The 14,241-nt window shown below is 71.0% G+C and carries 16 protein-coding genes; 10 read left to right on the forward strand and 6 right to left on the reverse strand.

What is annotated here, in order from left to right; all coding sequences use genetic code 11:
* The first annotated feature begins 86 nt into the window (after positions 1–86).
* A complete protein-coding gene (locus FK268_RS13780) occupies positions 87–899 on the forward strand; it encodes an SDR family oxidoreductase (protein ID WP_146434942.1) in 813 nt (270 codons plus the stop codon).
* On the opposite strand, the gene FK268_RS13785 is transcribed toward FK268_RS13780, so the two are convergent.
* Together FK268_RS13785 and FK268_RS13790 are read right to left on the reverse strand one after the other, a co-directional pair.
* Positions 900–2,015, reverse strand: a complete 1,116-nt coding sequence (locus tag FK268_RS13785) for an alcohol dehydrogenase catalytic domain-containing protein (protein ID WP_146434944.1) — start codon at positions 2,013–2,015, stop codon at positions 900–902.
* Positions 2,015–3,037, reverse strand: a complete 1,023-nt coding sequence (locus FK268_RS13790; protein WP_146434946.1) for a ferredoxin--NADP reductase — start codon at positions 3,035–3,037, stop codon at positions 2,015–2,017. The genes FK268_RS13785 and FK268_RS13790 overlap by 1 nt, the downstream gene beginning before the upstream one ends.
* Positions 3,038–3,106: 69 nt before the next feature.
* Here FK268_RS13790 and FK268_RS13795 point away from each other — a divergent pair, with 69 nt between their 5' ends.
* Together FK268_RS13795 and FK268_RS13800 are read left to right on the forward strand one after the other, a co-directional pair.
* On the forward strand, positions 3,107–3,859 hold the full coding sequence (locus FK268_RS13795; protein WP_231707080.1) for a M50 family metallopeptidase: 753 nt from the start codon (positions 3,107–3,109) through the stop codon (positions 3,857–3,859).
* A gap of 87 nt (positions 3,860–3,946) precedes the next feature.
* Complete coding sequence (locus FK268_RS13800; RefSeq protein WP_146434948.1) at positions 3,947–5,434, forward strand: flavin-containing monooxygenase; 1,488 nt, start codon at positions 3,947–3,949, stop codon at positions 5,432–5,434.
* Here FK268_RS13800 and FK268_RS13805 read toward each other — a convergent pair.
* Complete coding sequence (locus FK268_RS13805) at positions 5,419–6,042, reverse strand: alpha/beta hydrolase family protein (RefSeq protein ID WP_146434951.1); 624 nt, start codon at positions 6,040–6,042, stop codon at positions 5,419–5,421. The two genes, FK268_RS13800 and FK268_RS13805, sit on opposite strands and share 16 nt — an antisense overlap.
* Before the next feature lie 33 nt (positions 6,043–6,075).
* On the opposite strand from FK268_RS13805, the gene FK268_RS13810 reads away from it, so the two are divergent.
* Together FK268_RS13810 and FK268_RS25220 are read left to right on the forward strand one after the other, a co-directional pair.
* Positions 6,076–7,173, forward strand: coding sequence for a CaiB/BaiF CoA transferase family protein (locus tag FK268_RS13810; RefSeq protein ID WP_146434954.1), 1,098 nt, complete (start codon positions 6,076–6,078; stop codon positions 7,171–7,173).
* A 130-nt stretch (positions 7,174–7,303) separates the two neighbouring features.
* Positions 7,304–8,617 (forward strand): serine/threonine-protein kinase, encoded by a 1,314-nt coding sequence (locus FK268_RS25220; RefSeq protein WP_146434956.1) that lies wholly within the window; start codon positions 7,304–7,306, stop codon positions 8,615–8,617.
* Between the two features lie 89 nt (positions 8,618–8,706).
* Here FK268_RS25220 and FK268_RS13820 read toward each other — a convergent pair whose 3' ends face one another.
* The 3 genes from FK268_RS13820 to FK268_RS13830 all read right to left on the reverse strand — a co-directional run bounded on the left by FK268_RS13820 (position 8,707) and on the right by FK268_RS13830 (position 11,065).
* Positions 8,707–9,414, reverse strand: a complete 708-nt coding sequence (locus FK268_RS13820; RefSeq protein WP_146434958.1) for a chymotrypsin family serine protease — start codon at positions 9,412–9,414, stop codon at positions 8,707–8,709.
* A gap of 120 nt (positions 9,415–9,534) precedes the next feature.
* Complete coding sequence (locus FK268_RS13825) at positions 9,535–10,017, reverse strand: hotdog fold domain-containing protein (RefSeq protein WP_146434961.1); 483 nt, start codon at positions 10,015–10,017, stop codon at positions 9,535–9,537.
* A gap of 37 nt (positions 10,018–10,054) precedes the next feature.
* The gene (locus FK268_RS13830) at positions 10,055–11,065 is read right to left on the reverse strand and encodes an alpha/beta hydrolase family protein (protein ID WP_146434964.1); all 1,011 of its coding nucleotides are present in this window, start codon (positions 11,063–11,065) and stop codon (positions 10,055–10,057) included.
* A 374-nt stretch (positions 11,066–11,439) separates the two neighbouring features.
* Here FK268_RS13830 and rpsJ point away from each other — a divergent pair, with 374 nt between their 5' ends.
* From rpsJ to rplB, 5 genes are read left to right on the forward strand one after another with little or no spacing between them, the layout of a single operon-like run.
* A complete protein-coding gene (gene rpsJ / locus FK268_RS13835; RefSeq protein WP_003938093.1) occupies positions 11,440–11,745 on the forward strand; it encodes a 30S ribosomal protein S10 in 306 nt (101 codons plus the stop codon).
* A gap of 20 nt (positions 11,746–11,765) precedes the next feature.
* The gene (gene rplC, locus FK268_RS13840) at positions 11,766–12,431 is read left to right on the forward strand and encodes a 50S ribosomal protein L3 (RefSeq protein WP_146434967.1); all 666 of its coding nucleotides are present in this window, start codon (positions 11,766–11,768) and stop codon (positions 12,429–12,431) included.
* Complete coding sequence (gene rplD / locus FK268_RS13845; protein WP_146434969.1) at positions 12,428–13,081, forward strand: 50S ribosomal protein L4; 654 nt, start codon at positions 12,428–12,430, stop codon at positions 13,079–13,081. The genes rplC and rplD overlap by 4 nt, the downstream gene beginning before the upstream one ends.
* Complete coding sequence (rplW, locus tag FK268_RS13850) at positions 13,081–13,392, forward strand: 50S ribosomal protein L23 (RefSeq protein WP_068522672.1); 312 nt, start codon at positions 13,081–13,083, stop codon at positions 13,390–13,392. Before rplD ends, rplW begins: the two co-directional genes overlap by 1 nt.
* Positions 13,393–14,229 carry a 50S ribosomal protein L2 gene (gene rplB / locus FK268_RS13855; RefSeq protein WP_126196442.1) on the forward strand — a complete coding sequence of 279 codons (837 nt, stop codon included), beginning with the start codon at positions 13,393–13,395 and terminating at the stop codon, positions 14,227–14,229.
* Positions 14,230–14,241 lie beyond the last annotated feature (12 nt).

A 14,241-nucleotide genomic window follows, 5' to 3' on the forward strand; every position in this document is an offset into this window, starting at 1 on the left:
CTCTCGCGTGCGTTCACGCTAAACCGGACAGGGGCGGATGTCACCCGATTTGGCGCGGGCCGTTCACGGGAGGAAAGGTGGGGATCATGAGCATGTACGTGGTGACGGGCGCGGCCTCGGGACTGGGCGCCGCGACGGCGGAGCGGTTGCACGCCGCCGGGCACGGGGTGATCGGCGTGGACCTGCACGGGACCGACGTCGAGGCCGACCTCGGGACGCCCGGGGGACGGTTCGAGGCGGTCGCGCGGATCGGCGAGCTGGTGGGTTCCGCGCCGCTCGCGGGCTTCGCCGCCTTCGCGGGGCTCGGTCCCGCCGCCGGCCGGTCGGGCTCGTCCGTCGTCGCCGTGAACTACTTCGGGGCCGTCGACCTGCTGGTGGGGCTGCGGCCGCTGCTCGCGCGCGGGCCGTCGGCGGCGCTGCTGGTGAGCTCCAACTCCACGACCACGCAGCCGGGGTGGCCGATGGAGCTGGCCGAGACGTGCCTGGGCGGCGACGAGCACGCCGCCGCGGACCTCGCCGACTCCTACGGCGAGTACGCCTCGATCCTCGCCTACCCGGCCACGAAGGCGGCGCTCGCGTACTTCGTCCGTACGCACGCGGCCGAGTACGTGGCGCAGGGCATCCGGCTCAACGCCATCGCGCCGGGGCTGATCGACACCCCGATGACGCAGGCCGGCCGCGCCGATCCGCAGCTCGGCGCCGCGATGGACGCCTTCCTGGACCTCATTCCGGCCGGCCGTGCCGGACGGCCCGAGGAGATCGCCGCGCTCGCGCAGTTCCTACTCGGCCCGGATTCGGGCTACTGCGTCGGCTCCGTCGTCTTCGCCGACGGTGGCCTCGACGCCCAGCAGCGTCCGACGGACTGGCCCCGCCCCGCGCCTGCCCCGGAGCAGGACTGATCAGAAGCGGATGACCTGGCGGACCGCGGTGCCGTCGGCCAGGGAATCCATGCCCTCGTTGATCTGCTCCAGCGTGATGACGCCCGAGATCAGCTTCTCCACCGGCAGCCGGCCGGCGCGCCACATCTGAACGTACCGCGGGATGTCGCGCTGCGGCACGGCGGAGCCGAGGTAGCTGCCGATGATGGTGCGGGCCTCGGCGGTGAGCACCAAGGGGCTGATCTCCGAGCGCGCAGCGGGATTCGGCAGCCCGACGGTGACCGTCCGCCCGCCGACCGCGGTGGCCGCGACGGCGGCCTCGAAGGCCTTCGGGTGCCCCGCGGCCTCGATCACGACGGGCGCGCGCACGCCCGCCTCGGCCAGTTCCTCAGGGGTGTAGGCGGCGTCGGCACCGAGTTCCCGCACCGCGTCGAGCTTGGCGGGCTGCGCGTCGACACCGATCACGCGGCCGACGGCACCGTCGGCCTTCAAGGACAGGGCGGTGAGGACGGCGGCCATGCCGACGCCGCCCAGGCCGATGACGATCACATCGTCGCCGTCCGACGGCACGCCGGCGTTGAGCACCGCGCCGCCGCCGGTGAGCACCGCACAACCGAGCACCGCCGCGATCTCGGGCGGCACATCGGAATCCACGCGCGTCACCGAGCGGGCGTCCACCACGGTGTGCGTCGCGAACCCGGAGACGCCGAGGTGGTGGTGCACCTGCGCGCCGTCGCGGGACAGGCGCCGGCCCCCGCCCAGCAACTCGCCGGCGTTGTTGGCGACGCTGCCCGGCGTGCACGGAAGTTGGCCGTCCGTGCGGCAATTGGCGCACTCGCCGCAGCGGGGAAGGAAGGCCATGACCACTCGGTCGCCGACCGCCACTCCCTCGGTGCCGGGTCCCAGGGTCTCGACGATGCCCGCCGCCTCGTGGCCCAGCAGCATCGGCACCGGGCGCACGCGGTTCCCGTCGACCACGGACAGATCCGAATGGCACAGTCCCGCAGCCTCGATGCGCACCAGCAGCTCGCCCGGACCGGGCTCCGCGAGCTCGAGCTCGCCCACCGAGATCGGCGTCGAATCCGCGTAGGGACGCGCGCGCCCGATCTCCTCCAGCACCGCTCCACGGATCCGCATCAGTACTCGACCTCCAGTTCGGGCGACGTCGGCTTCGCCTGGCACCCCAGAATGTAGCCGTCCTCGGCGTCATCGGGGTCGAGTCCGTCGGTCACCGCCATCTCGACGGTGCCCTTCGTCAGCTTGCACAGGCACGTGGCGCACTCGCCGGACTGGCAGGAGTAGGGCACGTCGTGCCCGTTGTTGATGAGCACGTCCACCAGGGTCTCGCCCTCGGGCCACGGCACCGTGAAGGTCGCGCCCAGGTTGTGCACGGTGACCTCCGGCGAATCGGCCGTGACCTCCACGTCGTGCGGCACGATGTCGGCGAAGGCGTCGCCGGTGAGCGAGGCGTAGATCTCCTGGTGCACCTGCTCGCGCGGGGTGCCGATCACCCGGCACGCCTCCTTGCAGGCGGCCATGAACTCGTCGCGCCCGCAGAGGTAGGTGGCGCGGGAGTAGTACGGCGAGAGCACAGCGGACAGCATGTCGGCGTCGGGGATGCCGCGCTCGGACTCCATCCACCAGATCACCGTGAGCCGCTCGTGCTCCGCCTCGAGGCGGGCGATCTCGGCGCGGAAGATCGTGGCCTCCGGGTCGGCGTTGGCGTAGAGCAGCGTGATCGGCCGGGTGCCTGCGGTGAGGGCGGCGCGCAGGATGGACATGATCGGCGTGATGCCGCTGCCGGCCGCGAGCAGCAGCAGCGGCACGTCGAGGCTCTCGGGCACGAAGACGCCCGACGGCGGCAGCACCTCCAGTTCGGAGCCGGTGGTCAGGTTGTCGCAGAGCCAGTTCGAGGCGTACCCGTCGACGGTGCGCTTGACCGTGACGCCGGGTTTCCCGCCGTCGAACGGGGAGGTGTAGAGCGAGTAGGACCTGGCCACGGACCCCGTGCGCTCCGACGGCACGCGGACCGTGACGAACTGCCCCGGCCGGTAGTCCCACTCCACGTCGAAGACGAAGGACTTCGCGAGCGCGGTCTCGTCGATCACCTCGGCGACGGTGACGATCTGGCTGCGGCTCGAGTGGGGGGTCAGGCTCATGCGTCCAGGTTATCGGCCGCAGTGGTGGAGGATTGTGCCCGCCCAGCGGCCGCGACTACCGTGCACCCGGTGGATCGCCCGCTGCCCGATGTCCTCTCCCAGGCCTGGGAGAGGATCGTCGCCGACGTCGCGGCCCGGTCGCCGGCGCCGGGCGCTCCCGTCCTGGTGGGCACGGCCGTCGCCGCCCTGGTCCTGGTGCTGTGGGGGCCGGCGTGGCGCCGGGCCCGGCACGTGGTGACCATCGCCCACGAAGGGGGCCACGCCGTGGTCGCGGTGGCGTGCGGACGGCGGCTCAGCGGCGTCCGCCTGCACTCGGACACCTCCGGGCTCACCGTCACCCGCGGGCGGCCCGGTGGGCCCGGGATGATCGCCACGTTCGCGGCCGGATACCCGGCGCCGACGGCGGTCGGCCTCGTCGCCGCCGTCCTGCTCTCCCGCGGTTACGCGCTGGCGGCGCTGTGGGCCGCAGTGCTCCTGCTGGCGCTGCTGCTCGTGTGGATCCGCAACTTCTTCGGCCTCTCCGTGGTGCTCCTCGCCGCCGCCGTCGTGGTGGCGGTCTCCTGGTGGGCGCCGCCCGAGGCCAAGGTCGCGCTGGCCCACCTCGGTACGTGGTTCCTGCTGTTCGGTGCGCCCCGGGCCGTCGTCGAACTGCATCGTCTACGGCGCCGCGGGCACGGTCAGGGCAGCGACGCCGACCAACTGGCGCGGTTGACCGGCATCCCGGGCGGGCTGTGGGTGGCGCTGTTCGCGCTGACGACCGGCGGGGGAGCGGCGCTGGGCGTCGTCCTGCTCGGCGCGCGGGCGGGGCTCGCGTCCGTCTGAGCCGGAGGCGAGAGGACGTATCCGGTCCTACATTGATGTAGATTTCGGGGTGGGAACTGACGCCCCGTTCACCGAAAGGCAGTGGCCATGGCACACGACGTGATCATCGTCGGCGCGGGATTCGGCGGCATGGGTGCCGCGATCGAGCTCCTGGGCCGCGGCCGCACCGACGTCCTCATCCTCGAGCGCGAGGAGGATCTGGGCGGCACCTGGCACGTCAACCGCTACCCGGGCCTGGCGGTGGACATCGCGTCGGTGACCTACTCGTACTCCTTCGAGCCGAATCCCGACTGGTCGCGGCTGTACGCGCCGGGCGCCGAGCTCAAGGCGTACGCGAGCCGCGTCGCCGAGAAGTACGGGCTGCGCCGGCACATGCGCTTCGGGGTGGACGTGCGCGCCGCCCGCTGGGACGCGCGGGCCGCGGAGTGGGAGGTCACCGTGGTGCGCGACGGCGGGCTCGAGCAGAAGCTGCGCTCCCGCTTCCTGATCACCGCGACCGGCTTCCTCAGCCAACCCAAACTGCCGGACATCGAGGGGATCGAGGGCTTCGCCGGCACCGTCGTCCACAGCGCGCAGTGGGACGATTCGGTGCCGCTCGACGGCCGGCGCCTCGGGATCATCGGCACGGGCGCCACGGGCGTGCAGCTGATCCCCGAACTGGCGAAGGTCGCCGGGCACCTCACGGTGTTCCAGCGCACGCCGATCTGGGTGGTGCCGAAGGTCGACTTCCCGGTGCCGGGGCCCGTCAAGGCGCTGTTCGGCGCGCTGCCGATCACGCAACGCGCTGCGCGGCTGGCGAACTCGACCGCGCTCGAGGTGCTCAACACCGTGGGCGTGCTCAACTACCAGTACGGGCACCGGTTCAACGACGTGGCTGCGCTGCTGGCCAAGGCCCACCTGCGGGCGCAGGTCCCGGACCCGACGATCCGGGCCGCGCTGACCCCGTCGTACTCCTTCGGCTGCAAGCGGCCCACCTTCTCCAACGACTACTTCCCGACCTTCTCCCGGCCGAACGTCACGCTGGAGACCACGTCGATCCGGCGGGTGCTGCCGAACGGCATCGAGATGGCCGACGGCACCGTCCACGAGCTCGACGTGCTCATGCTCGCCACCGGGTTCTCGCTGTGGGAGAAGAACTTCCCCGCGATCGACGTGACCGGCCGCGACGAGCGGAACCTCGGCGAGTTCTGGCGCGAGGGACGGTTCCAGGCGTACGAGGGCATGGCCGTGCCGAAGTTCCCCAACTTCTTCAGCCTGCACAGTCCGTACAGCTACACCGGGTTGTCGTACTTCTGGACCATCGAGGCGCAGATGGTGCACCTGCGCCGCGTCTTCGACGAGATCGACCGGCGGCGGGCGCACACCGTCGAGGTCACGGAGCAGGCGAACGCGCGGTTCCTGGCGACCATGAGCCGCCGCCTGGAACGCTCCGTGTTCCAGCGGGGCGCGTGCGGGGGTAGCCGCAGCTACTACTTCGACCCGCACGGCGAGGCGACGCTGCTGCGCCCCAGTTCCGTCCTCGGGGCACGACGGGCCGCCAGCAGCTTCGCGATCGACGACTACGCCTTCAGCTGATCCAGCAGTGCGATCACGGCGTCGGCCGCCTTGGCCGGCGCGCCGGACTTCGCGGGCGCCAGGTCGTGTGCAGCGGCGACGTCCACGATGGTGGTGGGGCCCGTGATCAGCTCCGCCGCCTCCGCCAGCTCCTCGGGCGAGGCGAAGGGGTCGCGCCGGCCGTGCACCAGCACCGTCGGGACGGTGATGTCCGGCAGGTGCGCCGTGCGGGCCTTCTCCGGCCGCCCCGGCGGGTGCAGGGGGTAGGAGAGGAGGACGAGGCCGTCGGGGCTCTGTGCCTCCGGGCCGGGGCCCTCGGCGACCGCCATGGACGCCATCCGGCCGCCGTAGCTGTGCCCGCCCCAGAGGACGGGACCCTGCACGTCCAGCAGTCGCGCGGTCTCGGCGAAGGCTGCCCGGTCGGCCGCCTGGCCCGACGGTGACGGCGGCCCCTTGGGCCGGTTGCGCCGGAACGGGAGGTCGATGCGGACGGTGCGCACGCCGCGCCCCGCGAGCTCCTCGCCCAGCAGGCGCAGCATCGCCTGGTCGCGGTTCCCGCCCGCGCCGTGCGCCAGGATCAACGTTGCGCGGGTGTCGCCTTCGGGGTCGTGAATCGAGAGCCAGGTCACCCGTCCAGCCTACGGGCAAGTTAACGTGCATTCATGACTGATTCGAAGCAGGGTCCCCTCGCCGGACTGAAGGTGGTCGAGTTCGCCGGTCTCGGCCCCGCCCCGCACGCCGCGATGCTCCTCGCCGACCAGGGCGCCGACGTCGTCTCGGTGCAGCGCCCGGGCGTCGGCGTGGCCGGCCTCACGGGCGTCCCGTCGGGCGTCAAGCGGAACCGGACCATCGTCGAGGCCGACCTGAAGAACCCGGACGACATCGCGACCATTCTCGAGCTCATCGACCGCGCCGACGTGGTGGTCGAGGGTTTCCGCCCCGCCGTCATGGAGCGCCTCGGCCTCGGCCCCGACGTGGTGCTCGAGCGCAACCCGCGCCTCGTCTTCGCCCGGATGACCGGCTGGGGCCAGGACGGGCCGTTCGCCCAGCGCGCCGGCCACGACATGAACTACATCTCGCTCACCGGCCTGCTGCACGCGATCGGCCGCAAGGGTGAGCGTCCGGTACCGCCGCTGAACCTCGTCGGCGACTTCGCGGGTGGCTCGATGTTCCTCGTCTTCGGCGTTCTCGCGGCGCTCTACGAGCGCAACACGTCGGGCAAGGGGCAGGTCATCGACGTCGCCATGGTCGACGGTGCCTCCCTGATCGGGCAGATGCAGTGGGACTTCCGGGGCCAGGGCATCTGGAGCGACGAGCGCGGCGTGAACACCCTCGACGGCGGCGCGCCCTTCTACGACACGTACGAGACGTCCGACGGCAAGTACGTCAGCGTCGGCGCGATCGAGCCGCAGTTCTTCGCCGAGCTGCTCGCCAAGCTGGAGCTCGAGCAGGAGGACCTGCCCTACCAGCTGGATCAGGCCCGGTGGCCCGAGCTGCGCGCCGCGATCGAGGCCGCGCTGAAGACGAAGACGCGCGACGAGTGGGCCGAGATCTTCTTCGACTCCGACGCCTGCGTCGCGCCGATCCTCACCTTCGAGGAGGCCTCGAAGCACCCGCACATGGCCGCCCGCAAGAACCTGCAGGAGATCGGGGGAGCGATGGCGCCGATGCCCGCGCCGCGCTTCTCCCGCACCCCCGCGGGCACGCCCGAGGCGCCGAACCCCGAGGCCGTCGATCCGTCGACGCTGTGGCGGGACTGACCGTCCGATAGCGGCTCCCGGAACCGGCGGAAAACGCGGTCGCGCCGCGGTATTCGCGGCGCGATCGCAAATGTCGCCGGTTTCGGGTGGTATGCCGGAAGCGGTCGGTGCAGGCCGCTAGGATTCGCCCATGTCGATGCAGGCCGGTGCAGAATTCGCCGGGTTCCGGGTGGTCCGCCGGTTGGGCGCGGGTGGGATGGGCGAGGTGTACCTCGTGGCGCATCCGCGGCTCCCGCGGGAGGAGGCGCTCAAGATCCTCCCTCAGGACCTCTCCGCCGATGAGTCCTACCGGGTCCGCTTCAACCGCGAGGCGGACCTCGCGGCCACGCTCTTCCACCCGAACATCGTGGGCGTGCACGATCGCGGCGAGTCCGACGGCAAGCTGTGGCTGTCGATGGACTACGTCGCCGGTGTCGACCTCGACCGGCTGATCCGCGACCGGCACCCGCGCGGGCTGCCGGTGGCCGACGTGGCCTCCGTGATCACCCAGGTCGCGGCCGCGCTCGATCACGCGCACGCCAAGGGCCTCATCCACCGTGACGTGAAGCCCGCGAACATCCTCTTGGCCGAGTCCGGTGCGGATGCGAGCGGACGGGTCCTGCTCGCGGACTTCGGCATCGCCCGCCGGATGGACGACGACGCCGGCCTCACCGCCACGAACACCGCGGTGGGCACGGTGACCTACGCCGCGCCGGAGCAACTGGCCGACGAGGCCGTCGACGGCCGCACCGACCAGTACGCCCTCGCCGCGACCGCGCTCACCCTGCTGACCGGCCGCAGTCCGTTCGCCGGCACCACGCCGGGAGCGGTGATCAGCCGCAAGATGCGCGGCGAGGTGCCGCGCGCCGCCGACGCCGACCCGCGCCTGGCGCCGCTGGACCGGGCGTTGGCCGCCGGCATGGCCGCCGACCCGAACCGGCGGTTCCGCACGTGCGCAGATTTCGCCCGCGCTCTCGAGGCCGAGGCCCGGCAGGTGGGCTCGGGACCGTCGCACCCATCCCCACCGCACACGCCCCCGCCGTACGGACCGGCGACGCAGATCCGGCCGTCGGCGCCGATGGCTCCGTACGGCTCGCAGCCCTCGTTCCCCGCCGTTGCGGCGGCGCCCGTCGCGGCGGCACCTGTTCCGTCGAAGCGGCCGTGGCAGGCGGTGGTGGCGGCGATCGTGCTCGTCGTCGCGAGCGTCTTCGGCCTCCTGCTCGGCTTCACGAATCTCTCGAACGCCGACGTCGGCGTGGCGCTCAGCGTGCTGTGGCTGGTCTGCTCGGTCGCGGGGTTCGTCGGTGCGGTGGTGCTGTTCGCGCAGCGCACGCGGACGGCCCTCGTCGTCGCGACCGCGGCGGCCGTGATCCTGGGAGCGACGTGCACCGGCCTCGTTGCGACCGTCGTGGCGCCGATCCTGCTGTGGGCGCCGAAGTCGGTGCGCGCCTGGTTCAGCGCCTGAGAACTGGTGAAACCGGCCGATTCCGTGGTGGCGCCGGATATCCGCGGCGCCGGCCCGGAAATCAGCCGTTTCCTCGGGGGACGGGGCTGCTAGCCGACGACGAGCGACGTGCCGGTGGCGCGCAGCGCGGAGCCGAGGTCGTAGAACAGGGAGCCGTTGCGGGTGACCGGTCCGTCGAAGGTCGCGGCACGGCTGGCGATGCCGAGGGCGGCGTTGTCCGACGAGCGGACCAGCGGCCCGCCGCTGTCACCGACCTGTACCGGGATCGTGGTGGCGATGTAGCCGCCCTCCACGCTCACCACGGAACCGCAGCGCCATCCCGACGAGACGCCCTGGCTGCAGACCGGATCGCCCGGGCGCGCGGTGCCCACCGAGGTGGGCCGGACACGGCCGCCGGGGGCGGCCTTGGCGAGCTTCGGATCCAGCGTGAAGACGCCCCAGTCGGGGGCGTCGGGCACCACGAAGGTGTCGGAATTGGTCAGCTTGGGCGCGGATGAGCCGGTGTTCACGCCGACGATCCGGCCGTCGACGACGACCTGCTGCCCCTGCGCGCCGCAGTGGCCGGCGTAGAGGCCCACGCGGGTGCCGTCGGGCCGCTGTCCGACGAAGCCGACGGTGCAGCCGCGGCCGTCCGCGACGTTCCCGACCAGCTTGGTGATCGTGAGCACGGAGCTGCCCGGGGTGACGGTGGCGATCGGTTCCGCCTGCGCGGCGGCGGGAACCAGCGCGGCGACGCCGCCGACGACGGCCACAGAAGCCGCGGCCGTCCTCGCGAACGACGTGATGGTGCGGCGCATGATTCTCCTCGGGTCGGCGCAAGACTGTGCGACGGTAGCGTGCCACAGAGCACACCGCCTGTAAACCGAGTGATCGCTGAGGCGCTGGTTAACTCATGTGACCCGAGTTGTGGAATTGACTCACTTCGAGGGTTTCGGTGTGACCCATGTCGTGATCGTCGCGTGCACCACCTCGGTGCCCTTCTTGTCGCGCACCGCGATGTCGACGGCGACCTCGCGCCCGGTGGTGATCGCGTCCCAGTCGACCTCCTCGGCCAGCGTCGCGGTCGCGATGAGCGAGGACTCGGCCTTGGCGAGGTAGTTCACCGTCATCGACTTCGGCAGCCACCGGTGCGTGCCGGGGGTCGAGGCCTCCATGACCATGCCCATGCCCACCTCGGCCAGGTTGCAGGCCGCGATCGCGTGGAAGGTGCCGATGTGGTTCTGCACGAACCACCACTTCGGTCCGTGCACGACGGCGCGGCCGTACTCGATCTCGGAGATGTACGGCGTCACGGAGGCGAAGTAGGGCGCCTTCAGCGATGCGGCGGCGGAGAAGGCCAGCTTGCCCAGCGGCTTGTCGCTGAGAGCGCGCCACATCTTGTACGTGGAGGTGTCGGTCATGCCGCTACCTTACCGCGCGGTAAGTTCGACGGTGCGCTCAGCGGGGCGGGTTCGCGGCGAGGGCGTCGAAGCCCTCGCGGGACAACCGGACGATCGTGTCGAGGATCGTCTGCCAGTACGGCGAGCGCACGGTGACGGGCGTGCCGTGGTTCGCGCCGTCGAGCTGGACCATCAGCGACGGGGCGCCCAGGGCGCGCGCGGCGGCCACGAAGTCCATGGACTCGCTCACGGGCACGACCGTGTCCTTGGTGCCGTGGATCGCCACCGACGGCATCAGCGGGTCGATCCGCTGGATCGGGTTCGCCAGTGCGTAGCGGTCGGGCACCTGATCGGGCATGCCGTCGAGCACCTTGCGCACGTGATCGTTCAGGCGCGACGAGGTGCGCATGTCGAGCACCCCGGCCATGGAGACGAAGGCGCGGGGGATCACCGTCGGGCCACCGCCCGCCGGCCACGTGACGCCCGGTGCCCCGGCGGGAAGGGTGCGCCGCGTCGCCGCCCAGGCGGCGAGCTGTCCGCCGGCGCTGTGGCCCACGAGGATCACGTTCGACGGGTCGATCGCGGGCGCGTTCGCGGCGAGCGTGGGGACGAAGTCGACGGCGTGCCCGACGTCGGTGAAGGTCGTCGGCCAGCCGCCGCCCGAGCCGACCCGCCGGTATTCGACGTTCCACACCGCCAGCCCGGCCGCCTGCAACGCCCGCGCCACGTCGGACATGTACGCCGCGCTGGACCGGTTCTTCCAGCCCCCGCCGTGGATCAGGACGACCACCGGCACGCTGCGCGCCTGATGGGCGCCCCGGGGCAGGTAGAGGTTGCCGTAGTTCTGGCGGGGATCCGCGTTCGGTGCCGGGTAGCGGTAGCGGATCGCATCGTCCTGCACCGCCGCGACGGGCCGCGGCACCGGGAGGCTCGACGGGGCCGCCGTCGACGGCGCCGTGGGCCGGTCCGCAGTCTCGACGTGGCATCCCGCGCCCAGCAGTGCGGCGACACACAGGAGTACGGCCAGGAGCAACGCGCCCGGCCTCGGCGCGACGCTCCGCTCGGTCATGACCGATATTCTTCCAGAGCAGGGCCGAGTGCCGCTTGTGATGCGAATCGCAGGGGCGGGATCGACCGGTTCGATTTGAAGAACGGGCCCGAGCAGTGCATACTGGTCGGGTTGCCTTGTCGGGCGGCGCGGTCCCCTGTGACACGGGGACGGCAGACTCTCCCGGCTACGGTATCGCCCGGCACCCCTCGCGGGAGCCACCGGAACACACGGCGGAGCATGAGCGCCAGCGCGACACGCCCGACCGCGTGGACCGGAGCAATTTGACACATGAACAGCGTCGATCGACTTCAGGCGGGATGCGTTCCCGCACGTGATTCAGCTGTCCGTGTGTCTGGCAATACGTTTGAACACTTGACGGAAGAGGACACAGCGTGGCGGGACAGAAGATCCGCATCAGGCTCAAGGCCTATGACCATGAGGCGATCGACGCGTCTGCTCGGAAGATCGTCGAGACCGTGACCCGCACCGGCGCCCGTGTGGTCGGTCCCGTGCCGCTGCCGACGGAGAAGAACGTGTACTGCGTCATCCGTTCGCCGCACAAGTACAAGGACTCGCGCGAGCACTTCGAGATGCGTACGCACAAGCGGCTGATCGACATCCTGGACCCGACGCCGAAGACGGTCGACGCGCTCATGCGCATCGACCTGCCGGCCAGCGTCGACGTGAACATCCAGTAAGCGGCTGCGGAGAAATCGATATGACTGAGAACAAGATCAAGGGAATCCTGGGCACCAAGCTCGGCATGACCCAGGTCTTCGACGAGAACAACCGGGTCGTCCCGGTCACCGTCGTCAAGGCCGGGCCGAACGTGGTCACCCAGATCCGTACCCAGGCCACCGACGGCTACGACGCCGTGCAGATCGCCTTCGGTGCGATCGACCCGCGCAAGGTGAACAAGCCCGTCTCGGGCCAGTTCGCCAAGGCCGGTGTCACGCCGCGTCGCCACATCGCCGAGCTGCGGCTCGCCGATGCCGAGGCCGCCGCCGACTACGAGGTGGGCCAGGAGCTGGGCGCCGACGTCTTCGAGGCCGGAAACTTCGTCGACGTGACCGGCATCAGCAAGGGCAAGGGCTACGCCGGCGTCATGAAGCGCCACGGCTTCGCCGGTCTCGGCGCCAGCCACGGCGCGCAGGCCGTGCACCGTGCCCCCGGTTCCATCGGTGGCTGCGCCACCCCCGGCCGCGTCTTCAAGGGCGTCCGCATGGCCGGCCGCATGGGCTCCGACAAGGTGACCACGCAGAACCTGTCCGTGTTCAAGGTGGACGCCGAGGCCGGCGTCCTGCTGATCAAGGGCGCCATCCCCGGTCGCAAGGGCGGCCTCGTGATGGTCCGTACCGCTGTGAAGGGTGGTGCTCGCGCATGAGCAAGCTGACTCTTGATGTCAAGACCGCCGACGGCAAGGTCGACGGCACCGTCGATCTCCCCGCCGAGATCTTCGACGTCGAGCCCAACATCGCGCTGATGCACCAGGTGGTCGTCGCGCAGCTCGCCGCTGCGCGCGCCGGCACCCACGCCACCAAGACCCGCGGCGAGGTCCGCGGCGGTGGCCGTAAGCCGTACCGCCAGAAGGGCACCGGCCGCGCCCGTCAGGGCTCGACCCGCGCGCCGCAGTTCAACGGCGGTGGCACCGTTCACGGTCCGCAGCCGCGCGACTACAGCCAGCGCACCCCGAAGAAGATGAAGGCCGCCGCTCTGCGCGGTGCCCTCACCGACCGGGTTCGCGAGGACCGCATCCACGTCGTCACCGAGCTGGTGGCCGGCCAGGAGGCGTCGACCAAGTCGGCCCGCCTGTTCCTGGCCGCGCTGTCGGAGCGCAAGAAGTTCCTCGTGGTCGTCGGCCGCGAGGACCTGACCGCGCAGCGCAGCGTCCAGAACCTGCCGAACGCGAAGTGGATCACCGCCGACCAGCTCAACACCTACGACGTCCTCGACGCCGATGACCTGGTGTTCAGCCGCGAGGCTCTGGGTTCGTTCATCGCGAGCGCCACGAAGACCGAGGAGGCGAACGCCTGATGGCTACCGCAACCATCCCCGCCGACCCGCGGGACATCCTGCTCGCGCCGGTGATCTCCGAGAAGGCCTACGGCCTCATCGAGGAGAACACGTACACCTTCGTGGTGCACCCGGACGCGAACAAGACGCAGATCAAGATCGCCGTGGAGAAGGTCTTCGGCGTCAAGGTCGACAGCGTCAACACCTTGAACCGCCAGGGCAAGCGCAAGCGCACCCGTGCCGGTTACGGTCAGCGCAAGAGCACCAAGCGCGCCATCGTGACCCTGAGCGCCGATAGCAAGCCCATCGACATCTTCGGAGGCGCGAGCTAAATGGCTATCCGTAAGTACAAGCCGACCACCCCGGGTCGTCGTGGCTCGTCGGGCTCGACCTTCGACGAGATCACGCGTTCGACCCCGGAGAAGTCGCTGGTCCGCCCGCTGCACGGCCGTGGTGGCCGTAACGCGCACGGTCGTATCACCACCCGGCACAAGGGTGGCGGTCACAAGCGTGCGTACCGCGTCATCGACTTCCGTCGCCATGACAAGGACGGCATCAACGCCAAGGTCGCGCACATTGAGTACGACCCCAACCGCACCTCGCGGATCGCACTGCTGCACTACCTGGACGGCGAGAAGCGCTACATCCTCGCCCCCAAGGACCTGAAGCAGGGCGACGTGGTCGAGTCGGGCCCCAACGCCGACATCAAGCCGGGCAACGCCCTGCCGCTGCGCAACATCCCCGCCGGCACCGTGATCCACGCCGTCGAGCTGCGCCCCGGTGGCGGTGCCAAGATGGCCCGCTCGGCCGGTGCCAGCATCCAGCTGCTGGGCAAGGAGGGCGCGTACGCGACCCTGCGTATGCCCTCCGGCGAGATCCGTCGCGTCGACGTGCGCTGCCGCGCCACCGTCGGCGAGGTGGGCAACGCCGAGCAGAGCAACATCAACTGGGGCAAGGCCGGCCGCATGCGCTGGAAGGGCAAGCGCCCGACCGTCCGTGGTGTCGTCATGAACCCGGTCGATCACCCGCACGGCGGTGGTGAGGGTAAGACCTCCGGTGGTCGTCACCCGGTGAGCCCGTGGGGCAAGCCCGAGGGCCGCACCCGCAAGAACAAGGCGAGCGACAAGCTGATCGTGCGTCGCCGCAAGTCCGGTAAGAACAAGCGCTAGGAGGGAGTTAGA

The sequence above is a fragment of the Tsukamurella sputi genome, from assembly GCF_007858445.1.
GTDB classification, from domain to species: domain Bacteria; phylum Actinomycetota; class Actinomycetes; order Mycobacteriales; family Mycobacteriaceae; genus Tsukamurella; species Tsukamurella sputi.